The organism is Sphaerisporangium sp. NPDC005288 (genome assembly GCF_040607475.1).
Lineage (GTDB): Bacteria > Actinomycetota > Actinomycetes > Streptosporangiales > Streptosporangiaceae > Sphaerisporangium > Sphaerisporangium rhizosphaerae.
Map to the genome: position 1 here is coordinate 17,760 of NZ_JBEXGT010000057.1, position 22,015 is coordinate 39,774.

The window sequence follows — 22,015 nt, forward strand, 5'->3', positions numbered from 1 at the left end:
CGTCCGCCGACCGGGTCCTGCGTCAGGTGGTGGGGCGAGTGCCGGGGGTGTGGCCGAAGGTGCGGCGGAAGACGTCGATGAAGGTGCTGGCGGATGACCAGCCGCATCGGTGGGCGACAGCGGTGACGGGGGCGTCGTCGGCCAGGAGGATCAGGGCGTGGTGGAGCCTGATCTGGGTGCGCCACTGTGGGTAGGTAAGGCCGAGGTCGTCCCGGAGGCGGCGGGAGAGGGTGCGGGCGCTGGCGCCGATCTGGCGTCCGAGGTCGTCGAGGGAGCGGTTGTCGGCCGGGTCGGCGCGCAGGATGTCGTGCAGTTCCCGGAGCAGGGGGTCGGTGGGGGTCGGCAGGTGCAGAGGTTGCTCGGGGGAGATGGTGAGCTGGTCGAGCATGACGGCCCGCAGGCGTAGGTGGGGTGGGCTGTCGTTGTCGGGGTCGCGGGTGTAGGCGACGATGAGTTCGCGCAGGAGGGGGCTGACGGCGAGGACGGCGGGTTCGTCGAGGCCGAGGAGGTTCTCGGTGGCGGGCAGGCCGACGAGGTGGAGGTCGAGTTCGCCGTGGGCCTGGTGCTGGTGGACGGTGCCGGCGGGGATCCAGAGCGCGCGGGTGGCGGGGGCGACCCAGGAGCCGGCGTCGGTGGTCACCGCGATGGTGCCCCGGCTGGCGTAGGCGATCTGGTGGTCGTCGTGGCGGTGCGCGTCGATCTCGCCGCCGGACGCCAGGCGCTGGGTCCGGGTCGGCGCGACAGAGGTGTGGCGGATTTTCTGCATCACCTGTCAATCTATCGAAAGCGCGACACTCGGTGGTTCTCCCAGCATGGGAGGGGTGCGAAGGAATACATCGATCTTGCTGCTGGCCGTGGGGCACGCCTGCGTCGACATCTACCAGGGCGCCGTCGCGGCGCTGATCCCGTTCTTCGTGGCCGAACGGGACTACACCTACGCGGTCGCCTCCGGCATCGTGCTGGCCGCTTCCTTGCTGTCCTCGGTCGCCCAGCCGGTGTTCGGGGCGCTCACCGACCGGTGGGCGATGCCGTGGCTGCTGCCGGTCAGCACCCTGCTGGGCGGCGTGGGCATCGCGCTCAGCGGCCTGTACAGTTGTTACGGGCTCACCCTGTTCTTCGTCGCCGTCTCCGGCATCGGGGTAGCCGCCTACCACCCGGAGTCGGCCCGCGTGGCCCGGCTGGCCAGCAAAGGCAGCCACAGCGCGATGAGCTGGTTCTCCCTCGGCGGCAACATCGGCTTCGCGCTCGCCCCGCTCATGGTGTCGGCCGCGATCGGGCACGGCTCCCTGCGCTGGACACCCGTCCTCGTCCTCCCGGCGCTCGCCGGCGCCGCCCTGTGTGCGCCTGTGCTCCGGATGCTCGCCCGGCCCCAGGCCGGTACGTCCAAGACGGAGACCCTGCGGGGCGCCGATGATGTGGCCTCGTTCGTGAAGCTGTCCCTGGCGGTCGTCTTTCGCTCCATCGTCTTCACCGGCCTGAGCACCTTCATCTCCCTCTACGCCCAGCAGCGCATGCAGGGCAGCACCACCGCGGGGACCGTCGCCCTATTCCTGCTGTTCCTAGGCGGTGCCGTCGGCTCGGTGCTTGGCGGGGCCCTGGCCAACCGCTACGACCGCGTCCGCGTCTCCCGCTGGTCCTACCTGCTCTCCATCGCCGCCGTCACCGGAGTGATCTACGCACCCGGCCCGAGCATGTTCCTCTTCGTGGCCCTCACCTCCACCGGCCTGTACGTCCCCTTCTCCCTCCAGGTCACCCTCGGCCAGGACTACCTGCCCTCCCGCATTGGCACCGCCAGCGGCGTCACCCTCGGCCTCACCGTCAGCATCGGCGGCCTCATCAGCCCCCTGCTGGGACACCTGGCCGATTCCACCTCCCTGAAGACGGCCCTCACTCCCCTGATCGCCATGCCCGCCCTAAGCTCGCTCCTCTTCCGCGCCCTGCCCGAACCCACCGCCCCCAAGCCCCGAGCCGCCGCACCCGCACGGCAAGACGCGTAGACCAGCACGGATCAGTGACTATGCACATGGTCCGCACGGCGGACGAGGACGTGTCCGGACTCCAGTTCGTCTCACTCATCGGCCGGTTCGGTGAGCTGGTCCGAGATCCTTGATCACCTTGGCGAACTCGGCGTCGAACCGCTCCTTGCCGACCTTTTCCGCGAGCGTGGTCAGGTACTTCACCTGAGCGGCTGTGGCTGGCTCCGTCTTCGCCTTCTCAGCGCGCTCGCGCCGCGGACCGTAGATCCGCTCGTTCTCCGCCTTGCGGGCCACCTCCGGCTCCGGACTGCGGCAGGTGATGTGCACCCGCTCGTACCAAGTCTGGGTGCCCGGCTTCCCGGTCACCGCCTCCCACAGAGCGTTCGCCGTCAGCTTCTCCTCGTCGACGCACGCCACCTTTTTGACACCGTTTCTTGCGCACCATCCGGGCTCGATCGGGGCACGAATAGCAGGTTTTTGATCTTGTTCAGGAATCGGTCGATTTTTCGACACCCGACGCGGACATCGAGCCCAACGACATTGGAACGGTGGTTGGCGGTAACTCCGCCCGCGTCGGCTCGCTAACGCCACTGACCGTTCCGTTGTCGATCAAGCCCCGACACCTGGCACTCGCGTGGGGTGCAGACGATGGTGGTGGTGCCGGGTCCCGGCGGCCGCCCCCTGCTCGCCACCAGCGGCGATGATGGGACGGTGCGGGTCTTGGATCCGCTCACCGGTATCGAAATCGCGCGGGTGGTGATGGGTGCTCCGGTCACATCGTTCAGCGTCGTACCGTACACGAATGCTGCGGGGTTGCCGCGATCGCTGCTTGCCGTTGGTGGCGCAGCCGGAGTCGCGGCCTTCGACGTCGGCTGATCGCCTTCTCTGCCGGCGTGCACCGCTGGGTGACGACGGTGCAGGGGCGGGTGCGCTGAGTCCGCTCTCCGAGCTGTCCCCGCTATCGCGGGGGGCTCACCGCGCCGTACCCGTTTGGGCTTGGGCGCGTTCGGCGCGCGCCGCCTGCAGCTGCCGGGTGGCTTCGTCGGCTTGGGCTTCGGCTCTGCGGGCGCGTTCGACGGCGTCGTCGGCGCGGGCGGTGATCGCGGCGAGTTGGGCCTGGTGGGCGGTGGTGAGCGCGGCCAGTTGCCGTTCGGCGTCGGCGCGCAGTTGTTCGATCTGCTGGGCGGTGCGCGCGGTGGCCTGTTCGGCGTGGGCGGCCCGTCGCTCGGCCTGCTCGTGGCGCTGCTCGGCGGCCTCGCCGCGGGTGAGCGCCGCGCTGGTCTGCTCGCGCAGTAGGTCGGCGGCCGCGGTGGCCTGGGCCAGCGCGGCGCGGGCGTCGGCGAGCTGGGCGGCTTGGGCGGTGTGCGCGGTCTGCTGGTCGTCCAGTGCCTGGCGCAGTGCCTCGATCTGGTCGGTCTGCCGGGTGCAGGTGGCGCGCAGCTCCGCCAGTTCGCGCTGGGCGGTGTCGCGCCGTTCGATCGCCTCGTCGCGGGCGGCCAGCGCCGCTTCGCGTGCCGCCTCGGCGCGGGCGCGGGCGGTGTCGTGTTCGGCGACCTGCCGCCATGCCTGTTCGCGGATCCGGTCGGTCTCGGCGCGCGTGTCGCTCATCCGCCGTTCGGCTTCGGCGCGGGCCTGTTCGGCGGCGCGCTGGGTGGCCAGTGCCTGGCGGCGGGCGCGTTCGGCGTCGGTGGCGCGTTGTTCGGCGGTCTCGGCCAAGGCGCGGGCGTCGGTGGCCTCCTGCTCGGCGGAGTGGATCTGGGCCAGGGCGCCGGTCTCGGCCTGTCGCAGTCTGCCGGTCAGCTCGGCGAGCACCGCGGTGAGTTCGGCCAGCGCCGGGCCGGTGGTGGCGCCGAGCCGGGCGGCGGCGGTCAGGTGGTCGGTGATGGCGGCGTGCTGGTGGGTGCGGCGGGCGCGGGAGGCGGCGTCGGCGCAGGCCTTGCGGCAGTACCGGGCTGGCCGGCCGGCCTTGCGGCGGCCGTGCTCGTCCAGCGGCGGCTCGGGGAGCGGGGTGCCGCAGAACGCGCACCCCGGCTCGGCGTCGGGCGTCCCGGCGGGGTGGGGCGTGTCGTCGTGGAGGTCGGCTCGCTGCTCGTCGATCACCCTCACACTCTATCGATAATTCGCGCAATAGCACGCGAAAATAAAACGCGTCACTGAGTGCGCGAAATCCATGTCGACAAGTCGTACCCCATAATCACGGTTATGGTGTACGGTCGATCCTCATCGGCGACAGACACCCGGCGGACGCCGAGGAGGGCGAATGGTGAGCACGCAGACGGCCGACGGCGCGGAAGCAGCCACCATGCCCACCACGGCTGGCACGGCCACCGCTGCGGCACCGGCGGTCACCGGCGGAGCGCTCGAGGCGCTGGAACGGCGGCGCGCGGACCTGGCCCGGGACGTGACCGCGCTCCCGGCGCTGGGCCCGGTCCAGCTCGCCGACCCCTACGGCGTGCACCGGCTGACCGCCATCTGGCTGGAATCGCGGCCCTCACCGGCCACCACCACCGCCTACCGCACCGACCTGACCCACTGGCTCACCTGGTGCGCCGACCGCGCCCTGGACCCGCTGGCGGTACGCCGCGCCGACGTCGATTTGTACAAGACGGACCTGGCCGCCCGCGCGGCCGCCTCCACCGTGGCCCGCAAACTGTCGGCGATCTCCTCCTGGTACCGCTACCTGACCAGCAACGAGGCCTGCGACCGCAACCCGGTCGCCGCCGTCGACCGGCCCCGGCCCGACCGCGACACCTCCGCCACCATCGCCCTGTCCCGCGACGAGGCCGGCCGGTTCCTGGCCGCGGCCGCCGCCGACCCCCGCCCGGTCCGGCTGCGCACCGCCGCCCTGCTGGCCATCATGCTCACCGAAGGCGTCCGCGTCTCAGAGATCTGCAACGCCGACATCACCGACCTGGGCCACAACCGCGGCTGGCGCACCCTCACCGTCACCCGCAAAGGCGGCAAACGCCAGCCCCTGCCGCTCGCCCCGCCCGTCGCCGACGCCCTCGACCGCTACCTGACCGACCGCGCCGGCAGCGGCCAGCCGCATGAACACCTGCGGGGACCGCTGTTCGTCACCACAGCATCCGGCCCCCACCTCGGCGGCAGGCGCCTGGACCGCTGGGCCATCACCAAACTCATCCGCCGCATCGCCCGCACCGCCGCCATCCCCTCAGCCGACCGGCTCACCCCGCACTCACTGCGGCACTCCTTCGCCACCCTGTCCCTGGACGCCGGCGCCGCCCTGCGCGACGTGCAAGACGCCATGGGCCACGCCGACCCGCGCACCACCCGCGGCTACGACCGCGCCCGCTACGCCCTGGACCGCCACCCCGCCACCCGCCTGATCTCCTTCGTCGCCGTCCCTAACTCGGCAAGCTGATGCCGGCAGCGTCGGCTGAGGGTTCAGGCGGTGCCACCTATCGCGAAGACTTCCCTGAGCGCCCCTGAGACAGTCACGGTTCCGCGCCGTTGCGAGCGCCGACACCGTAGAACGCCGCCCCCAACGCCGTCTTTCGCCTCGTTCGCGGAAACCGCGCACCGGCGAAGAGACCAAGCGTTGAGCTAGGAGCGGAGGATGGGAGAGCGAGGAGCATCGCCGCTGACAACAAGGTCGAGCCGCTCGTGCGGCAGCACCATGCGCAACGTCGATCTTCGACCGGGACAACACGGGTGGCGACTGAAAGCGCGCCACTGACACCTAGATCACGACAGCACTGACACCTGATGGCAAATATGCAGGTCAGAGCGTCTAGGGGGACTGTCAGTACGTGGCAGGTCGATACAGCTTGTCAGTCGAGGACGAACGGAAACAGCATCGGAGCGCACTAAGCGACCCCAGCAGGCCGTAGAGGATGCTGCTCGTGGACAAGAAGTAGTCGGTGTGCTGCACGAAGCAACGACCGCTCGAAGAGCTGCAGGATTGCCAGAGACCAAAGCTCTTAGCTGGGAAACTGTCGGTGCCGCAAAACTTCCGTCGGACGGATCAAGTGACATCTAGTGATCTTGCTGACACGAAGTGGCAAATCCACTGACATCAACTGGCATTACTGCAGGACAACTTCGTGGCAGTCCGCAGAACAGTCAGCACGCCAAGTGGGTGAGACGGGACCATGAATGGCGCCAACTTCGGTGAGACTGCGCCAGTTCGAGTGAGATGGGACACCAGCAGACCGTAATCGTTCTCAGCGCCAACCGCAGGGAAGGCCCGCCTTTCGTCATGCCGGGGGATGGAGGTCGGGTTACTTGCGGGAAGTCTCCTTCTCGTTAGTTGCTCCAGACCTGGAGGACGCAATGGATCGTTGTTTCTGATTTTCAATTTCTGGAAATTCGTAAATGCTAGGATGCGGAGGTGGCGATCAAGGGGGACGAAGGGCAGGCGGGCGTGGGTGAGGCGGGGACGCTGGAGGACACCGCGGCGGGGGGCGCCGGGGCGGTGACGGCGTGTAAGCACTGCGGGGCGGCGATCGAACGGCGCTCCGGGCGCGGCCGGCCCAAGGAGTACTGTCCGCTGGGCGACTGCCAGGCGGCGGCCAAGCGCGAGCGGGAGATGCGCCGCGCCACGCCGGGCCTCGAGGGGGCGCTGGCCCGGGCCGAAGACCTGTACGACCGCATGGAGAAAGGGCTCGCGGCGGCCATCGCCCCGCTGGCGCAGGTGCTGGCCGACGAGCTGAGCCCCGCCGGGGTGGAGGCCAAGCTGAGCGCGGTTCAGGCCGAGGCGCACACCCGTGTCGCGATCGCCCGCACCGAGCGTGAACAGGCCTTCGAGCAGGTACGGCTGGCACGCGAGGCCACCGAGCACGCCCGGCGCGAACGCGAGGAGATGCGCGGACGGATCCGCGAGGCCCAGGCCGAGCGCGACACCGCCCTGTCGGACGCGGAGACCGCCCGCGAGCAGGCCCTGGCCGCCCTGCGCGAGGCGGCCGCCACCGAACGACGCGCCAAGCAGGTCGCCGATGAGGCCGACCGGCGCGCCGCCCGCGCACAGAGCGAGCGCGAGCAGGCGATCCAGCAGATGGGCGAGCAGGTCGAGACCGCGCTGGCCGAAGCGCGCGAGGCGCGCGAGGAGACCGATAGGGCGCGGCAGCTGGCAGAGGAGGCCGGGCGTGACGCCGAACGCGCCACCGCCGAGCGGGACGCGGCGCGCACCGAGGCCGAACTGGCCCGCCGCGCACGCGTGGAGGCCGAGCAGGCCGCCGCCGCGGCGATCGCCCGAGCCCAGGCCGCCGAGGCCGAGCGCGACCGCACGCAGAGCCGGGCCGGCGATGCCGAACAGGCCAGAGCCGAGGCGGTGGGACAGGCCGCCCGCTCGGCCGCCGACGCCGCCCAGGCGGGCGCCCGCGCCGAGGAGGCCGAGCGGCGGGCCGCGGACCGCGTGCGCGCCGCCGAGGAGCGGGCGTCCACCGCCGTGGCGGCCGCGGTCGACGGCGAACGCGCCGCCGTCGCCGAACGCGACCGGCTGGCCGCCCTGCTGGAGATCGAACGGGCCAGGGTCGCCGACCTGCGGGCCCAGGCCGACACCCTGCGGGCCGAGTCGGCCCAATTGCGCGAACGCGCCGTCACCGCCGAACTGGCGCTGGAGGCCCGCAGGCAGTAGACGGGTGTGAGTAGTTGCGGTACAGAAAGTGCCGCTGAGATTGATCATGGTTGGCTGGCACACGGGATGCGGCTGCCGCTGGGGTTCACGGAAAGGTCGCCGGGCGGCTGTTGGCGCTGGCTACGGTCCGCTTCGTGCCGGTGGAGTTTCTGACTGACGAGCAGGCCGAGGCGTACGGGACCTTCACCCAGGTGCCCACGCGCCCGGAGCTGGAGCGGTTCTTCTTCCTCGATGACGACGACCCGTGACCTGATCGCGCTGCGGCGTACGGACGCCCACCGGCTGGGCATGGCGGTGCAGATCTGTACCGTTCGCTACATCGGCCGGTTCCTGGGCGACGATCCGCTGGCGGTGCCGTGGGAGTACCTGGCCAGGCAGCTCAGCATCGATGACGCGTCGTGTGTGAAGCGGTATCCCGAGCGGCGCAGGACGCCGTACGAACACGCGGAGGAGATCCAGGAGCGGTTCCGGTACCGCGACTTCACCGACCGGCGGTGGGGGCGGGAGTTCCGCGGGTTCCTGTACGGGCGGGCGTGGACGCACGCCGAGGGGCCAGTGGCGCTGTTCAACCACGCGGTGACGTGGGTGCGGAAGAACCGGGTGCTGCTGCCGGGGGTGTCGGTGCTGGCCCGGCAGGTGTCGGAGGCCCGTACGGCGGCCGAGCGGCGGCTGTACGAGGCGGTGGCCCGTGCCGCACCGGGCCGATCCCGCGCTCGCGCCGGCGCTGGCTGAACTGCTGGCGGTGCCGGAGGGCAACCGAGTCTCGGAGCTGGAGCGGCTGCGTACGCCGCCGGTGAAGTCGACGGGCACCGCGATGGTGCGGGCGATGGAGCGGGTGGGGGAGATCTCCGCGTTCGCGGACCTGGTGCCTGCGATGTGGCGCCGAGCGGTGTTCTCCAACGCCAAGCTGCCCCAGGGCGCGGTCGACCGGGACGCGTATGTGGTGTGCGTGCTGGAGCAGCTGCACCGCGCCCCGAACCGGCGCGACGTCTTCGCTGCCCCCTCGAACCGATGGGCCGACCCGCGCGCCCGCCTGCTGGACGGCCCGCGGTGGGAGGCGATGCGCGCGGACGTGCTCGCGGGTCTGTCCCTGAGCGAGGACGCCGGCGAGCACCTGGCCCAGCTCACCCGCGGGCTTGATGCGGCGTGGCGGCAGATGGCCGACCGCCTGGAGGAAGCCGGCACCGACGCGAAGGTGGAGATCGTTGTTCCCGAAGGCGGGGGACGTGCACGATCGGCGCGATGGTCGTGCGCGGCACCCCGCGCGACACCCTCTACACCCTCTACACCCTGGACACCCTGCTGAACCTGGATGGCGGGGTGTAGCCGGAGATGGTGGCGACCGATAACGCCTCGTACTCCGGCATGGCGTTCGGCCTGTACAAGATGCTCGGCTTCCGCTTCGCCCCGCGCTTCCGCGACCTGGCTGATCAGCGGTTCTGGCGGGCCGACCTGCCCGACGACGGCGGGGAGCCGGCCACCGGGTACGGGCCGCTGGAGGACGTGGCCTGCAACAAGGTCAACCTTCCGGACGCGCCCGAGGACGGTGACTAGGAGGCATAGCCCCGGAATGTGTGGCCGAGTCCTGTTCGCCTACGGGGTGGTGCGGTACGGGGAGCCAGCCATCACGCTCTCCCCGCCGGGCACGGGTTATCCGGGTCAGCCGGTCGTGATGGCGAAGGGCCCGTTGTTTGCGAAGACGAGTTTGGCGAAGTTCTCGCCGATGCGGCGGTGTCCTTCGGGGCTGGGGTGGATCGCGTCCGGAAGGGGGAACTCGTCGTGGTCGTTCTCGCCGTAGAGGTCGAGTCCGTCGAGGTAGTGGAGGTTGGGGTCTTCGGCGGACCGCTGTTTGACGGTGTCGGCCAGGACGTCGCGGACGATCGTGAGCGTCAGCCGTCCGGCGGCGGTCTCGGCCGGATCACCGGTGGCCTTGAACTTCAGGGTTCCACTGGAGAGGTCCGGCATCAGAGGTCCGGGGGTGTTCTCGTGGGTCGGACACAGGATGGGGGAGACCAGGAGCAAGGGGGTTGTGGGGTGGCCCTCGCGGATGGTGTCGAGGAAGCCGTGGATGGCGGGGGTGAAGGCGCGCAGGCGCATGGCGTCGCTGTTGACGACGTTGATGCCGAGCTTGAGGCTGATCAGGTCTGCGGGGGTGTCGCGCATCGCGCGGGCGGTGAACGGGTCGACCAGTGCGCTGCCGCCGAATCCGAGGTTGATCAGCTCCACATCGCCTGCGGAGGCGGCCAGGGCGGGCCAGATGGTGCTGGGGAAGACGGCGTTGGATCCGTGGCTGATGGAGCTGCCGTGGTGCAGCCACACCCGGTGCCCCTTGTCCGGAGCGGGCTCGACGGGGGCGTCGGTGCGCAGGGCGATGACCTCGGTGATCTCCGCGTGCGGGAGCCAGATCTCGATGTCTTTCTCGCCGGTGGGGAGGTCGGTGAAGTGGGCGGTGCCGGCGGGGCCCGGGGTGAATTCCGCAGTCTGGGTCTGCATGTCAGTGATGGTGCGCAGGTTCCCGCCGTCCACGGTGGCCTGGGCGGTGAGGCGGCCGTCGACCAGGAGGTCGTAGATGCCGTCCGGCGGGGGCGGGAAGCCCCGGTAGACGCGTTTGGTGGGCAGGGTCTCCAGGCGGATGGTGGTGGCGCTGGTACGGAAGGCCAGCCGGACACCGGAGGGCTGGGCCTCGGCCACGGCCAGCAGGTCGTCGGGGATCTGGCGGCGCGCCCAGGCAGGCAGCCGGTGCGGCAGCAGGCCGTGGGCAGTCTCTTCCACGTCGAGGTGCCCGCGCAGGAAGTCGGCGGTGATGGGGGTGGTGATCAGGTTCTGTTCGGTGCTCATTGCCTCAAACTTTTGATTCTGGGGTGGGGCGGCCGGTCAGGGGGTGGACCGGCTCCGCAATGCGGTGTCGAGGCAGTCCAGGGTCCAGGCCCAGGACTGCTGAGCGGCGACGTCCGTGTGGTCGAAAGCGCCGGCCGCCTCCAGGGAGGCATAGCCGTGGAAGACGCTGCCCAGCATGCGGACCGCGTGCGTCTGGTCCGGCTCAGCCATGTCGTAGCCGCGCAGGATCGCCCGTGTCATCTGTGCATGCCGGACGCCGGCGCTGGCCGCGGCAGTCCGCGGGTCGAGCCGGTACCGCGCTGCTTCGTACCGGCCGGGGTGCGCCCGGGCGTAGTCCCGGTAGGCGTTCGCGAAGGCTGTCAGGGCGTCCTTGCCCGCGCGCCCGGCCACGGCGTCGGCGACCCGGTCGGCGAGTTCCTCCAGTGCGAACAGCGCGATCCGGATCTTGAGCTCGTGGGAGTTCTTCACATGCGCGTACAGGCTCGCCGGCTTCACGTCGAAACGCCGGGCGAGCGCGGACAGGGTCACCTGGTCGAAACCGGCCTCATCGGCGAGTTCCGCACCAGCGAGCGTCAGCCGCTCCGGGCTCAGTCCTGCCCGAACCACAACCATCACCTACTCTCAGTATGTCTATGTCCAGTATGCATCTACCTACAATCTATAGGCAAACATTGTACTCATTAAGGTTTGGCGACTCCATCGAAGGGGGCGAGCGAGAGGGCAGGTCTGCGAAGCCGCACGGGCACCCCCGCCTTGATTCGCACAAACGGCCCTTTGCCCGAGCAAGATCGAACGTGACGGCCCGGCGACCGCGAAGCGCCGTTCCGGTTCGCAAAACTCGTTCTCACTCAAAGACGGGTGCGGGGCCCTTCTGAGAATGGTTGTGACGGCATCCGGGGCATGACGGCCCCTCAAGAAGCCTCCCTGAGCGACGCGGACGACGTCGAGCGCCACCCCTGCCCACGCTGCCGGGCCGGACCTGGCTCGCCGTGCCGCTCGCGCTCCGGCGCGGTCGCCGGCACCTACCACACCGGCCGCTTCACCAAGGTGCCCCGGCTCGTCAAGCTCCTGCGCGTACCCACCCCTGCCGACCGCGGGCCCGGCCAGCCGTGGCGCCCCGGCACCCTGGTCCCGCTCGCCCTCGCGCCGGACACTCCGACCGCCGACATCCGTATCGGGTACGCACGGTGCTCGACGCTCACCCAGGAACTCCAGTCGCAGCTCGACGCGCTCGCCAAGCATGGCATCCCGCGCGACAAGGTGCTCTCCGAGAAGATCAGCACCCGCGTCCGGGTACGGCCCCAGTTCGAGGCCGCGCTCGCGCTGGCCCGCCAGATCAAGGCCCACGCCCCGCACTGCCGGGTCACCTTCACCGTGTACGAGATGAAGCGCCTCGGCCGCGACGCCGCCGAACTCACCGCGCTCGCCGACCACCTCACCGCCCACGGCCTGGTCCTGGAGATGCTCGCCGGGCCCCTGACCGGGATGTACGACCCCAGCGGGCCGGGCCGACCGCTGTTCGCGTTCTTCGCGGCGATGGCGGAGACCGAGCCGGAGAGCATCCGGGAGTCGACCCTCGAAGGACTCGACGCGGCGGCCCGCAAGGGCAAGCACGGCGGCCGGCCGCCCGTCATCACCGACGACATGCTCCACACCGTGCTCCGTCGCCGCGCGAACGGCGAGTCCGTCGAGCAGATCCAGCCCGACCTGATCATCCCCACGGGCGAGCGCAAAGGTCAGGCTCCCAGCGTCGCGAGCATCTACCGCGCGCTCGCCGAGCACGAGAAGAGGGAGGCGTACCCCGAGGCCATCGCGGCGGCCCGCGCCGACTTCGCCGACCTCCAGGACGCCGACGACATCCCCCACCGCCCCCGCCGAGTCCGCATCCGGCGGCCGGATGATCCACTCACCCCGACGCCAGCCGGACCGTGATCGATCTCAGCGGCACTTTCGGTACCGCAACTACTCACACCCGTACATTCTTGCGGCAGGGCCGGCCGCCGTCGCGGCCTTTCCGGTGTCCAGCTCCCAGCCTTTCGCGTACGCCGCGGCGAACTCCTCCCCGCCCAGCGCGGCCTGACCACGGCGGGTGATCTCGCGGACCTGCGGATCGGTGTGGTCGTGCGCCCCCCGCAGCCGGGCTGCGGCCCCGAGCAGCACGGCCGACTCCTGCCACCGGCCGCGCCCCTCGGCGAGCGCCGCCGCGTTCACCGCCACCAGCGACAGGAGCGGGAGCTCCCGGGTCGCCAGCGCCGCCGCGTACGCCTCCACCAGCGCCTTGTCCGCGCCGGGCAGGTCGCCCAGCGCCAGGCACAGCGCGGCCCGTGCGCCGCCGACCAGAGTCCGGACGTGGTGAGCGGGCAACGCGGTGTCGCCGAGCAGACCCCGTTCGGCGTCGGCGAGCAGGCGGGCCGCCCTGTCCAGGTCGCCGAGCCACACCCGTAAGCCGGCCTCACACGCGTCGACCAGAATCAGCATCTCCGGCGAGGACGCGTGCAGCGCCCGTTCACGGGCGGAGGCGATCATCGCGATCGCCTGATCTGTGGTGCCGCGCCGGATGTGCACGTCGATCCAGCGCAGGTCGCTGTAGAGCTGGTCACCGAGGCTGGGCGAGCCGAACGCGCCGGCCAGCATCCGGGCCTCGCGCAGGTCGGCCAGCGCGACATCCAGGTCGCCGTACCGCCGCAGCCGGGCGCGCATCGGCAGCGTAGCGGCCTGGCCCCAGCGGTCACCGGCCTGCCTGAAGCAGGCCAGGGCCGCCTCCACGTGGACACGCGCCCGGTCAAGGGCGCCCGCGCTCTCGGCGATCTCGGCCTGGAACACGTGGGCCAGCCCGGACAGCCACACATCGTCGCCGTCGGCCAGGCGCTGGAAGACCGGGAGCGCGGCCTGCTCCTCCCGCAGGAAGAGCAGGACCGGGCCGAACACACGGTAGTGGCCCGGCAGTTCCGGATGGGTGAGGAGCCGGCCGGCCAGCTCGCGCATCTCCGCCCGGTCGTCCGCGGCCTCCCCGGCGGTGATCCCCGACAGGATGTCCGCCCGGTTGAGCAGATGGACGGCTCGGGCGCAGTCGCGCTCGGGAGTAGGGCCGCCTCCGGGCACCGCCAGGGCCTCGCCCAGCCAGTAGGCGCCGTCGGACTGGCGGCCTGACATCTGCCAGTACCAGGTCAGGGCCAGGGCCAGAGCGATCGCGCCGCGGGAGTCCCGGGTGGCGCACAGGTGGCGCAGCGCGGCGAGCGTGTTGTCGTACTCGGCGCCGATGACCTCCAGGGCCGTCAGCTGGTCGGGCCCGCGCAAACGGGGGTCGTAGCGGGCCATCAGCTCGGTGAAGTGGCCGGCGGCCAGGTCCCGGGCCGTGCGGAGGTCCCCGGCGCCGGTCAGGCGGTCGACGCCGTACTCGCGGATGGTCTCGAGCATGCGGTAGCGGCCGGCGCCGGGCGCGAGCTGCAGCAGTGACCGGTCGACGAGGGTGGCGAGCAGTTCGGGGATCTCGCCGGCGGGGACCGCGGTGTCAGCGCAGACGGCGGTGGCAGAGGCCGGCGTGACGCCGCCGGGCAGGATGGAGACGCGTTCGGCGACCGTGCGCTCGTGCTCGCTCAACAACCGCCAGCTCCAGGCGATGAGCGCGCGCAGCGTGCGGTGCCGCGGCGGCGCGGCGCGGCTGCCGGTGGTGAGCAACCGGAACCGGTCGGACAGCCCGTCGGCCAGGTCGGGCAGTGACAGCGTACGCAACCGGGCGGCCGCGAGCTCCAGCGCCAGTGGCATGCCGTCCAGGCCGTGCACCACCCGCACGATGTCGGGCAGCGTGGTCTCGTCGACCTCGAACCCGGGTCGCACGGCGGCGGCCCGCTCGGTGAACAGGCGCACCGAGGCCGCGCTTCGGGCCTGTTCGACGCCGTCGTCCGGGCGGGGCAGCGCGAGCGGGGCCAGCGGCACCAGAGCCTCGCCGTCGATCGCGAGCGGCTCGCGGCTGGTGGCGAGCACCCGCAGCCCCGGACAGCGGGGGAGCAGCGCCGCCAGCAGGTGGGCCACGGCGTCGATCAGATGCTCGCAGTTGTCGACCAGCAGCAGGCTCTCCCGGCCGCCGAACTCGCCGATCAGGACGTCCAGCTCCTCGCCCTGGACTCGCGTGCGAGCGGTGGGCATCGCACCGCCCCGCGGCCCGGCACCGGCGAGCACGGCCGTGGCGATCTTCACCGGTTCGGTGACGGACGCCAGGTCGATGAGCCAGGCGCCGTCGCGGTACTCGTGACGGTGGCGGCGGGCGGCCTCCAGCGCCAGCCGGGTCTTCCCGGCGCCGCCGGGACCGAGGACGGTGACCAGGCGTCCGGTCGTGAGCAGGACACCGATCCTGGTGAGCTCGTCATCGCGGCCGATGAAGCCGGTCAGCGGTGCGGGCAGGTAGGTGGAGGCGAGCCGGCCGGGTTCGCTCACCGCGCTGCCGGCCAAGGCGCCTGAAGCCGCTGCGCTATCGGCCCGGGGAACCGAAGCCGCCGGGCTGCCGGCTTGGGGGACTGAGGCCGCCGGGCTGCCGGCCTGGGCCTTTGAAGCCGCTGTGCTCGCGGCCGGGGCGCCCGAAGCCGTCGGGTCGATCTGGACGCTTGGAGCCGGGCTTCCCGCCGGGGCGCCTCCGGACCAGGCGTCCGGCGCCAGGACCGGCCGGCCGGGGCGCAGCAGGCGCAGATGGCGTTCCCGCATGGCGGTGCCCGGGTCGGCGCCGAGGAGGTCGGCCAGGGTGTGGCGGACCCGCTCGTACACGGCCAGCGCCTCGGCCTGACGTCCTTGAGCGGCGAGCGCGTCCATCAGCAGCGCCGCCGCCCGCTCGTGGACCGGCTGCTCGGCCAGCATCCCGCTCAGCCGGGCCGCGGCCGCCTCGGCCTCCCCCAGCGACAGCTCGGCCTCGGCGAGGTCGGCGACCGCCTCGATCGACACGTGCGCCAACCGGGTCGCGACCGTCGGCGCGACCGCGGCGATGACCGCGGGTTCGGCGCCAGGGTGGTCGCCCCACAACGCCATGGCCTCGGCGAGCGCGACGCGCGCGGCCTGCGGGTCGCCTGCTCGCAGTCTCTCCCGACCGGCGGTGGTGAGCTGTTGGAAGCGCAGCGCGTCCACCTCGGCCGCCTCCACCGCCAGCCTGTATCCGCCGGCCACCTGCACGACCACGCCGTGGGCCGCGCCAGCGGGGGTGAGGGCGCGGCGCAGCCGGGAGACGAGGGTCTGCAGGGCGGGGGCGGGGCCGGACGGCGGCTCCTCGGCCCAGATCGCGTCGACCAGCACACCCGGCTCGACCGCGCGGCCACCGGCGAGCGCCAGCCGGACGAGCAGGCCCTGCAACCGCGCGCCCGGAACCGGCAGGACGGCGTCGCCGCGAGAGACCTGAAACGCGCCGAGCAGCGTGACGCGAAGCCGTGCAACCCCGTCCATTCCCCCATCTTCGCGTGCTCACCTGCGAGACCCGAAGCAGGGCGGCGGTGCCAGGGCCGTGTCCGCCGGTATCCGCCGGTGTCCGCCGGGTGTCCGCCGGTGTCGGCCGGTGTCGGCCGGTGTCGGCCGGTGTCGGCCGGTGTCGGCCGGTGTCGGCCGGTGTCGGCCGGTGTCGGCCGGTGTCCGCCGGGGGTCCGTCGCGTGTCCGCCGCGTGTTCGCCCCGTGTTCGCCCCGTGTGTGCTCGGTGTGTGCTTCGTGTCAGCGACTCGTCTCATTCTTCCCATGCCGTACCACCATCACCGACAACGGAGGCGACAGATGACCGAGACGAACGACGCCGGCAACTGGGTCAGGAGCTGGGGCGCCTCACCCCAGGCGGCCCACGACGGGATCGGCTCGCTCGACGACCACCCGCCCCTCGCCGACGTGACCCTGCGCCAGGTGGTGCGCGTCAGCGGCGGCGGCCACCGGATCCGCGTCCGCTTCACCAACGAGTTCGGGACCGCCCCCTTCACCATCGGCGCGGCCCGGGTGGGCCTCGCGGTGGCCGGCGGCGCGGTCCGGCCGGGCAGCGAGCGCGTGCTGACCTTCTCCGGGGCGCCGGCCGTCACCGTCCCGGCGGGCGCGCCGATCCTCAGCGATCCGGTCGACCTGCCCGTGCCCGCCCTCGCCAAGCTGTCCATCAGCCTCTACCTGCCCGGGCACGTGGAGACCTGTACCTGCCACGACCCCGCCCTGGAGACCGGCTGGACGATTCCGGGCAACGCCGTCGCCGCTGCTGCCGTTCCGGCGACCGCCGGGGTCCTGCCGGTGCGAGCCCTCATCTCCGCCGTCGACGTGCTCCCCGGCGGCCCGGCCAAGGCCATCGTCGTGGTGGGCGACTCCCGTGCCGACGGCGCCGGCTCGACCCCGGACGCCAACCGCAGCTGGCCGGAGTTGCTGGCCGGACGTCTCGCCGAGCGGGGAATGGGCGCCGGCTACCTGTCCAACCAGGGCATCAGTGGCAACCGGATGCTCAACGACGGCATCGGCGCCGCCGTCCTGGCCCGCTTCGACCGTGACGTGCTTGCGACGCCCGGCCTCGGTTACGTGGTGCTCTCCGTGGGCGGCAACGACATCGGCATCTCCTTCGCGCCACGCGACGACGACGGTCCCCTCGCCGGCCTGCTGAAGATGTTCCCCGGCGCGCCGGTGACGACGGACGACGTCATCGCGGGCTACCGCCAGCTCGTCGCCCGGGCACGCGAACGCGGCGTGCGGGTCTACGCCACCACGATCGCGCCCTTCGAGGGCGCGGAGATCCATTCGCCGGAGGGCGAGAGCGCACGCCAGAGGGTCAACGAATGGATACGCACCGGCGGCGCCTTCGACGCCGTGCTCGACTTCGACGCCGTCTGGCGCGACCCGGAGCGCCCCAGCCGGATCAGGCAGGACTTCCACTGCGGCGACCACCTGCACGGCAACGACGCCGGCTACCAGGCCCTGGCCGACTCCATCGACCTGTCGCTGTTCGGCTGAGCCGGCCCGCATCAGTCGGTCCGCGGCGTGACGACCGGTGATGACGCCTGAGGGCCGTCTCCACGGTGGTCCGGCGGCATCGGGTCAGGCGCGCAGTCGCGCGTTGAGCCGCGCCGCCTGCCGCGTAAGGTGATCGCGCTCGGGAAGGCTGGGCGCCGACCGGGCGGCTTGGGCGTAGAGCCGCGCCGCGGTGACCGGGTCACCGTCGCGCTCGTGCAGGTACGCCGCGGCGGCGGTGTGGCGGGGCAGGGTGGGGTCGAGCCCGGCCAGGGCGGCAAGGCCGGCCCGCGGGCCGTCGGCCTCGCCGACCGCGACGGCCCGGTTGAGGCGGGCCACCGGGCTGTCGGTGAGGCGCACCAGTTCGTCGTACCACTCGACGATCTGCACCCAGTCGGTCTCCTCGGCCGTGCGGGCGTCGGCGTGCAGCGCGGCGATGGCGGCCTGCGCCTGGTACTCGCCCAGGCGGTCGCGGGCCAGGGCGGTCTGCAGCACCTCGACGCCCTCGGCGATCAGGCGGGTGTCCCACAGGCCGCGGTCCTGTTCGGCGAGGGGGACGAGCCTGCCGTCGGGGCCGGTCCGCGCCGGGCGCCGGGCATGGTGCAGCAGCATGAGCGCGAGCAGGCCCGCCACCTCCTCGTGGCAGGTCGTGGCCGCAAGCTGGCGGGTGAGCCGGATGGCCTCGGCGGCGAGGTCCACCTCGCCGGAGTAGCCCTCGTTGAAGACCAGGTAGAGCACGCGGAGCACGGTGGCGACGTCCCCGGGCCGGTGAAACCGGACGCCCGAGACGGTCCGCTTGGCCCTGCTGATCCGCTGGGCCATGGTGGCCTCCGGAACCAGGTAGGCCAGCGCGATCTGACGCGTGGTCAGGCCGCCGATCGCGCGCAGTGTGAGCGCGACGGCCGAGGCCGGCGTCAGGGAGGGGTGCGCGCACAGGAAGTACAGCCTGAGCGTGTCGTCCACCGCCTCGGCCCGGCCGGGCGCGGGCTCGGTCTCGACGCGTACCTCGCGGTGCCGCCGGGAGGTGTCGGCGCGGGCGGCGTCGAGGAACTTGCGCCAGGCCACGGTGACCAGCCAGCCCTTGAGGTCTCGCGGCGGGTCGTCCGGCCACACGCGCAGGGCCTCGACCATGGCGTCCTGCACGGCGTCCTCGGCCGCCGCGAAGTCGGCTCCGCGGCGGACGAGGACGCCGATCACCGCGGGCACCAGCTCCCGCAGCAGAGGCTCGTTCACTCGGACACCGTTGGCGTCTCGCCGTAGAAGGGGCGCAGTTCGAGCCACTCGTGGATCGGCCTGCCGCCCGCGCCCGGAGCCGCGGACAGTTCGCCGGCCAGCTCCACCGCGCGCTCGTGGGTCTCGACGTCGATCACCATCCAGCCGGCGATCAGGTCCTTGGTCTCGGCGAACGGGCCGTCGGTGACCGGCGGCCGCCCCTCGCCGTCGTAGCGGACCCACGTGCCCTCCGGGGAGAGCGCCTGGGCGTCGACGAACTCGCCGGTGCGCTCCAGCCGCGCGGCGAAGTCACCCATGTACTGCATGTGGGCCGAAATCTCCTCTGGCGTCCACTGCTCCATCGGCACGTCGTTGACCGCCGCCGGCCCGCCGCGGTAGTGCTTGAGCAGCAGGTACTTGGCCATCGTTGTTCTCCTTGGTGTGGTGTCGGCCCATTGTGGCCGTGTTCACGCCGGGGACGGAGCCGCGCGCCGGTTCTCGACATCCCTTCGCGAAGAGATTTCGGGCGTCATGCCGAGGGCCGGGAGAGTTTGGCGGCCACGGCGTCCAGGACCCAGTCGAGTCCGGTGGCGAAGGAGGTCTCGGCGTCCGCGTGCGTGCCGTCGTGCACGGCCTTGGCCAGCACGGGGAAGCGGCCCGTGGCCAGCATCCTGCTCACATGCGGGCCGTAGGCCCGCTGCCAGTCGCGCTTGGACAGGCCCGTGGCGTGTTCGGCCCGCAGGTCGGCGATCTCGCGCCTGATCGCGCCGGTGACGTAGGCGCTGACGGTCTCCGCGGCGCGCATGACGGTGTCGAGGTCGGCGAGGCCGTCGAGGGCGGCCAGCGTGGCCTCGGTCACGGCGAGGGCGTTCGGCCCCAGGGCCGGACGGCCGCCGAGCAGGTCGGCGAACCATTGGTGGCGGAGGGTGGCCTGCCTGGTGCGGTGGGCGTGGCTGCGCAGCGCCTCCCGCCAGTCGCGGGGTGCCTCCTCGGGGAGGATCTCGGCGTGGACCTCGTCCACCATGAGGTCGAACAGCTCCTGTTTGGTGGAGATGTATCCGTACAGTCGCATCGGGCCGGCGTCCAGCCGGGCGGCCACCTTGCGCAGCGACACCGCCTCCAGCCCGCCCTCGTCGGCCAGCGCGATGGCGGCGGCGACGATGCGCTCGCGGTCGAGCGGCGCGGGGCGAGACGGCGGCTCCGGCCGATCCCACACAGTCATGGCTACATCGTACTGTTGCGATACATCGTCTTACCCAAATACACTGTATCGACATGAGACATCGTATCGCCGTGATCGGAGCCGGCCCCGCCGGCCTCACCTTCGCCCGCGTCTTGCACCGCCACGATCACCCCGTCACGGTCCTGGAACGCGATCCGGCGCCCGACGCCCGTCCCCCGGGCGGCACGCTGGACCTGCACGCAGGGATGGGCCAGCTCGCGCTGGACAAGGCGGGGCTGTTGACGCGGTTCCAGGCGCTGTCGCGTCCCGAGGGACAGGCCATGCGCATCCTGGACACCGACGGCACCGTCCTGCGCGACTGGCGGCCCCGTCCAGGCGACCGGGCCAATCCCGAGATCGACCGCGGGCAACTGCGTGACCTGCTGCTCGACTCCCTGGACGTGCAGTGGGGGAGGGGCGTGACGCGGGTGGTGCCGGGGGACCGGGACGGCGTGCTGGTCCATTTCGCCGACGGGCGGCAGGAGAGGTTCGACCTCGTGGTCGGCGCGGACGGCGCCTGGTCCCGGGTCCGCCCGGCGGTCTCGCCCGCGACGCCGCACTACACCGGCGTCACCCTGGTCGAGACCTCCCTGGACGACGTCGACACCCGCCACCCCGACCTCGCCCGCCTGATCGGCGACGGTTCGGTGGCCGTGTACGGCGTGAACCGCGGCCTGGTCGCCCAGCGCAACAGCGGCGGCCACGTCAAGGTGTACGCCCAGTTCCGCGCGCCGCTTGACTGGCACGCCAACCCGGACCGGCATCTCGGCCTGAACCGGCGCACGAACCTGGACCGGGGCAGGGACGCGGACCTGGACACGGGCCTGGACCTGGCCGACGCCGAGGCCATGCGATCAGGCCTGCTGGCTCTGTTCGACGGCTGGGCCGCCCCCGTCCTGGACCTCCTCCGCCGCGGCGCCGCCTTCGTCCACCGTCCCCTCCACGTCCTGCCCGTGGACCACACCTGGGCCCACGTTCCCGGGGTGACGCTGCTGGGCGACGCCGCCCACCTGATGCCCCCGCTGGGAGTGGGCGCCAACCTCGCGATGCTGGAAGGCGCCGAACTCGCCGAGTCCCTCGCCGCCGCCCCGGGTGATCTGGACGAGGCCGTCCGCGCCTTCGAGGAGCAGATGTGGGCGCGGGCCGGCAGGTGGGCGAAGATCACGCTGGCCGGCCTCGACCGCCTCGTGAGCCCGGACCCCGCCCAGGCCATCGCCCTGTTCGACGAAGTCCAGTCGTCCTGACCGTCAGCGGCGGCGGCGGCACGGTGACCGCCACGACGGCCGAGCCCGCCGACGGCCGCGCCGGTCAGCGGCCCGCGCAGGCGGTCGACGGCGGATCAGCGCAGCTCCTGGATGCGGACCAGGTTGCCCGCGGGGTCGCGGAAGGCGCAGTCGCGGACGCCGTAGGGCTGCTCGGTCGGCTCCTGGACGACCTCGGCGCCGCTGGCCTGCACCCGGTCGAAGGTGTCGTCGAGGTCGGGGGTGGCCAGCAAGATGCCGGCGTAGGTGCCCTTGGCCATCATCTCGGTGATGGTGCGGCACTCGTCGTCGGTGACGCCGGGGTCGGCGCCCGGCGGCATCAGGACGATGGAGGTGCCGGGCCGGCCGGCGGGACCGACCGTGATCCAGCGCAGCCCCTTGAAGCCCACGTCGTTGCGGACCTCGAAGCCGAGGGTGTCGCGATAGAAGGCAAGGGCGGCTTCCGGGTCGTCGTGCGGCAGGAAGCTCGAATGAATGGTGAGGTCCATGCAGTTCAGGCTAGCTGCGGCTCGCCGACCGGCGCTTCTCGGATCCTGATCGGCCGGGTCACCTGTTTGGCCACGCAGGAGGGCATCCCCGCCGTCGCGCTCGCCGCCTGGCGCCGGTAGGTGCTGGGCGGCACCCCGACCAGTTCGGTGAAGCGGGTGCTGAAAGTGCCGAGGGAGGAGCAGCCGACCTCGAAGCAGACCTCGGTGACGCTGAGATCACCGCGGCGCAGCAGCGCCATCGCCCGCTCGATGCGCCGCGTCATCAGGTAGGAGTACGGCGACTCGCCGTAGGCGAGCCGGAACTGGCGGCTGAGGTGCCCGGCCGACATGTTCACGCCGCGGGCGAGCGCCTCGACGTCCAGCGGCCGGGCGTACTCCCGGTCGATGCGGTCGCGGACGCGGCGCAGCAGGGCGAGGTCGCGCCGGCGCTGCCTGAGCAGGAGTTCCTCGGGGGCCGAACTGTTGTGGTGCACGTCCTCAT

Annotated in this window: 21 protein-coding genes; 10 read left to right on the plus strand and 11 right to left on the minus strand. The window is 72.1% G+C overall.

Annotated elements, in window-relative coordinates; all coding sequences use genetic code 11:
* Positions 1 to 22: 22 nt before the first annotated feature.
* On the minus strand, positions 23 to 766 hold the full coding sequence (locus tag ABZU32_RS36180; RefSeq protein ID WP_354929996.1) for a helix-turn-helix transcriptional regulator: 744 nt from the start codon (positions 764 to 766) through the stop codon (positions 23 to 25).
* Between the two features lie 55 nt (positions 767 to 821).
* Between ABZU32_RS36180 and ABZU32_RS36185 the strand changes: the two genes are divergently transcribed.
* The gene (locus ABZU32_RS36185) at positions 822 to 1,997 is read left to right on the plus strand and encodes an MFS transporter (protein ID WP_354929999.1); all 1,176 of its coding nucleotides are present in this window, start codon (positions 822 to 824) and stop codon (positions 1,995 to 1,997) included.
* Between the two features lie 75 nt (positions 1,998 to 2,072).
* Here ABZU32_RS36185 and ABZU32_RS36190 read toward each other — a convergent pair whose 3' ends face one another.
* Positions 2,073 to 2,393: a hypothetical protein gene (locus ABZU32_RS36190; protein ID WP_354930002.1), complete on the minus strand. Its 321-nt coding sequence runs from the start codon at positions 2,391 to 2,393 to the stop codon at positions 2,073 to 2,075.
* Positions 2,394 to 2,615: 222 nt separating this feature from the next.
* Here ABZU32_RS36190 and ABZU32_RS36195 point away from each other — a divergent pair, with 222 nt between their 5' ends.
* Positions 2,616 to 2,852: a hypothetical protein gene (locus ABZU32_RS36195; protein ID WP_354930005.1), complete on the plus strand. Its 237-nt coding sequence runs from the start codon at positions 2,616 to 2,618 to the stop codon at positions 2,850 to 2,852.
* A 96-nt stretch (positions 2,853 to 2,948) separates the two neighbouring features.
* On the opposite strand, the gene ABZU32_RS36200 is transcribed toward ABZU32_RS36195, so the two are convergent.
* Positions 2,949 to 4,076, minus strand: coding sequence for a hypothetical protein (locus tag ABZU32_RS36200; protein WP_354930008.1), 1,128 nt, complete (start codon positions 4,074 to 4,076; stop codon positions 2,949 to 2,951).
* Between the two features lie 160 nt (positions 4,077 to 4,236).
* On the opposite strand from ABZU32_RS36200, the gene ABZU32_RS36205 reads away from it, so the two are divergent.
* The 5 genes from ABZU32_RS36205 (at position 4,237) to ABZU32_RS36225 (ending at position 9,126) form a co-directional block, all read left to right on the plus strand.
* A complete protein-coding gene (locus ABZU32_RS36205) occupies positions 4,237 to 5,358 on the plus strand; it encodes a tyrosine-type recombinase/integrase (RefSeq protein ID WP_354930011.1) in 1,122 nt (373 codons plus the stop codon).
* A gap of 969 nt (positions 5,359 to 6,327) precedes the next feature.
* A complete protein-coding gene (locus ABZU32_RS36210; RefSeq protein ID WP_354930014.1) occupies positions 6,328 to 7,572 on the plus strand; it encodes a hypothetical protein in 1,245 nt (414 codons plus the stop codon).
* Positions 7,573 to 7,803: 231 nt separating this feature from the next.
* Positions 7,804 to 8,304 carry a DUF4158 domain-containing protein gene (locus ABZU32_RS36215; RefSeq protein WP_354930017.1) on the plus strand — a complete coding sequence of 167 codons (501 nt, stop codon included), beginning with the start codon at positions 7,804 to 7,806 and terminating at the stop codon, positions 8,302 to 8,304.
* Positions 8,261 to 8,878 (plus strand): hypothetical protein, encoded by a 618-nt coding sequence (locus tag ABZU32_RS36220; protein WP_354930020.1) that lies wholly within the window; start codon positions 8,261 to 8,263, stop codon positions 8,876 to 8,878. The genes ABZU32_RS36215 and ABZU32_RS36220 overlap by 44 nt, the downstream gene beginning before the upstream one ends.
* Positions 8,879 to 8,904: 26 nt before the next feature.
* Positions 8,905 to 9,126: a Tn3 family transposase gene (locus tag ABZU32_RS36225; protein ID WP_354930023.1), complete on the plus strand. Its 222-nt coding sequence runs from the start codon at positions 8,905 to 8,907 to the stop codon at positions 9,124 to 9,126.
* 105 nt (positions 9,127 to 9,231) lie between these two features.
* Here ABZU32_RS36225 and ABZU32_RS36230 read toward each other — a convergent pair whose 3' ends face one another.
* Together ABZU32_RS36230 and ABZU32_RS36235 are read right to left on the minus strand one after the other, a co-directional pair.
* Positions 9,232 to 10,410, minus strand: coding sequence for a GDSL-type esterase/lipase family protein (locus ABZU32_RS36230; RefSeq protein ID WP_354930026.1), 1,179 nt, complete (start codon positions 10,408 to 10,410; stop codon positions 9,232 to 9,234).
* A 36-nt stretch (positions 10,411 to 10,446) separates the two neighbouring features.
* Positions 10,447 to 11,016, minus strand: a complete 570-nt coding sequence (locus ABZU32_RS36235; protein ID WP_354930074.1) for a WHG domain-containing protein — start codon at positions 11,014 to 11,016, stop codon at positions 10,447 to 10,449.
* A gap of 294 nt (positions 11,017 to 11,310) precedes the next feature.
* Between ABZU32_RS36235 and ABZU32_RS36240 the strand changes: the two genes are divergently transcribed.
* Positions 11,311 to 12,342, plus strand: a complete 1,032-nt coding sequence (locus ABZU32_RS36240) for a recombinase family protein (RefSeq protein WP_354930029.1) — start codon at positions 11,311 to 11,313, stop codon at positions 12,340 to 12,342.
* 30 nt (positions 12,343 to 12,372) lie between these two features.
* On the opposite strand, the gene ABZU32_RS36245 is transcribed toward ABZU32_RS36240, so the two are convergent.
* Entirely contained in the window at positions 12,373 to 15,834 is a 3,462-nt protein-coding gene (locus ABZU32_RS36245) for a BTAD domain-containing putative transcriptional regulator (protein WP_354930032.1), read from the minus strand.
* A 319-nt stretch (positions 15,835 to 16,153) separates the two neighbouring features.
* Here ABZU32_RS36245 and ABZU32_RS36250 point away from each other — a divergent pair, with 319 nt between their 5' ends.
* The gene (locus ABZU32_RS36250; protein ID WP_354930035.1) at positions 16,154 to 17,353 is read left to right on the plus strand and encodes an SGNH/GDSL hydrolase family protein; all 1,200 of its coding nucleotides are present in this window, start codon (positions 16,154 to 16,156) and stop codon (positions 17,351 to 17,353) included.
* Between the two features lie 84 nt (positions 17,354 to 17,437).
* On the opposite strand, the gene ABZU32_RS36255 is transcribed toward ABZU32_RS36250, so the two are convergent.
* The 3 genes from ABZU32_RS36255 to ABZU32_RS36265 form a co-directional block, all read right to left on the minus strand.
* Positions 17,438 to 18,583, minus strand: coding sequence for a DUF6596 domain-containing protein (locus ABZU32_RS36255; protein ID WP_354930038.1), 1,146 nt, complete (start codon positions 18,581 to 18,583; stop codon positions 17,438 to 17,440).
* Positions 18,580 to 18,987 carry a YciI family protein gene (locus ABZU32_RS36260; RefSeq protein WP_354930041.1) on the minus strand — a complete coding sequence of 136 codons (408 nt, stop codon included), beginning with the start codon at positions 18,985 to 18,987 and terminating at the stop codon, positions 18,580 to 18,582. Before ABZU32_RS36260 ends, ABZU32_RS36255 begins: the two co-directional genes overlap by 4 nt.
* A gap of 104 nt (positions 18,988 to 19,091) precedes the next feature.
* The gene (locus ABZU32_RS36265; protein ID WP_354930044.1) at positions 19,092 to 19,784 is read right to left on the minus strand and encodes a TetR/AcrR family transcriptional regulator; all 693 of its coding nucleotides are present in this window, start codon (positions 19,782 to 19,784) and stop codon (positions 19,092 to 19,094) included.
* A 53-nt stretch (positions 19,785 to 19,837) separates the two neighbouring features.
* Between ABZU32_RS36265 and ABZU32_RS36270 the strand changes: the two genes are divergently transcribed.
* Positions 19,838 to 21,028 (plus strand): NAD(P)/FAD-dependent oxidoreductase, encoded by a 1,191-nt coding sequence (locus ABZU32_RS36270; protein WP_354930047.1) that lies wholly within the window; start codon positions 19,838 to 19,840, stop codon positions 21,026 to 21,028.
* A 95-nt stretch (positions 21,029 to 21,123) separates the two neighbouring features.
* Here ABZU32_RS36270 and ABZU32_RS36275 read toward each other — a convergent pair whose 3' ends face one another.
* Both ABZU32_RS36275 and ABZU32_RS36280 read right to left on the minus strand, forming a co-directional pair.
* Positions 21,124 to 21,534: a VOC family protein gene (locus tag ABZU32_RS36275; RefSeq protein ID WP_354930050.1), complete on the minus strand. Its 411-nt coding sequence runs from the start codon at positions 21,532 to 21,534 to the stop codon at positions 21,124 to 21,126.
* 5 nt (positions 21,535 to 21,539) lie between these two features.
* Positions 21,540 to 22,007 (minus strand): helix-turn-helix transcriptional regulator, encoded by a 468-nt coding sequence (locus ABZU32_RS36280; RefSeq protein WP_354930053.1) that lies wholly within the window; start codon positions 22,005 to 22,007, stop codon positions 21,540 to 21,542.
* Positions 22,008 to 22,015 lie beyond the last annotated feature (8 nt).

Coding starts and splice junctions, on each gene's coding strand:
- ABZU32_RS36180 (WP_354929996.1), bottom strand. CDS start 766: ATGCAGAAAATCCGCCACACCTCTGTCGCGCCGACCCGGACCCAGCGC.
- ABZU32_RS36205 (WP_354930011.1), top strand. CDS start 4,237: ATGGTGAGCACGCAGACGGCCGACGGCGCGGAAGCAGCCACCATGCCC.
- ABZU32_RS36215 (WP_354930017.1), top strand. CDS start 7,804: ATGACGACGACCCGTGACCTGATCGCGCTGCGGCGTACGGACGCCCAC.
- ABZU32_RS36225 (WP_354930023.1), top strand. CDS start 8,905: ATGGTGGCGACCGATAACGCCTCGTACTCCGGCATGGCGTTCGGCCTG.
- ABZU32_RS36230 (WP_354930026.1), bottom strand. CDS start 10,410: ATGAGCACCGAACAGAACCTGATCACCACCCCCATCACCGCCGACTTC.
- ABZU32_RS36240 (WP_354930029.1), top strand. CDS start 11,311: ATGACGGCCCCTCAAGAAGCCTCCCTGAGCGACGCGGACGACGTCGAG.
- ABZU32_RS36245 (WP_354930032.1), bottom strand. CDS start 15,834: ATGGACGGGGTTGCACGGCTTCGCGTCACGCTGCTCGGCGCGTTTCAG.
- ABZU32_RS36250 (WP_354930035.1), top strand. CDS start 16,154: ATGACCGAGACGAACGACGCCGGCAACTGGGTCAGGAGCTGGGGCGCC.
- ABZU32_RS36260 (WP_354930041.1), bottom strand. CDS start 18,987: ATGGCCAAGTACCTGCTGCTCAAGCACTACCGCGGCGGGCCGGCGGCG.
- ABZU32_RS36265 (WP_354930044.1), bottom strand. CDS start 19,784: ATGACTGTGTGGGATCGGCCGGAGCCGCCGTCTCGCCCCGCGCCGCTC.
- ABZU32_RS36270 (WP_354930047.1), top strand. CDS start 19,838: ATGAGACATCGTATCGCCGTGATCGGAGCCGGCCCCGCCGGCCTCACC.
- ABZU32_RS36275 (WP_354930050.1), bottom strand. CDS start 21,534: ATGGACCTCACCATTCATTCGAGCTTCCTGCCGCACGACGACCCGGAA.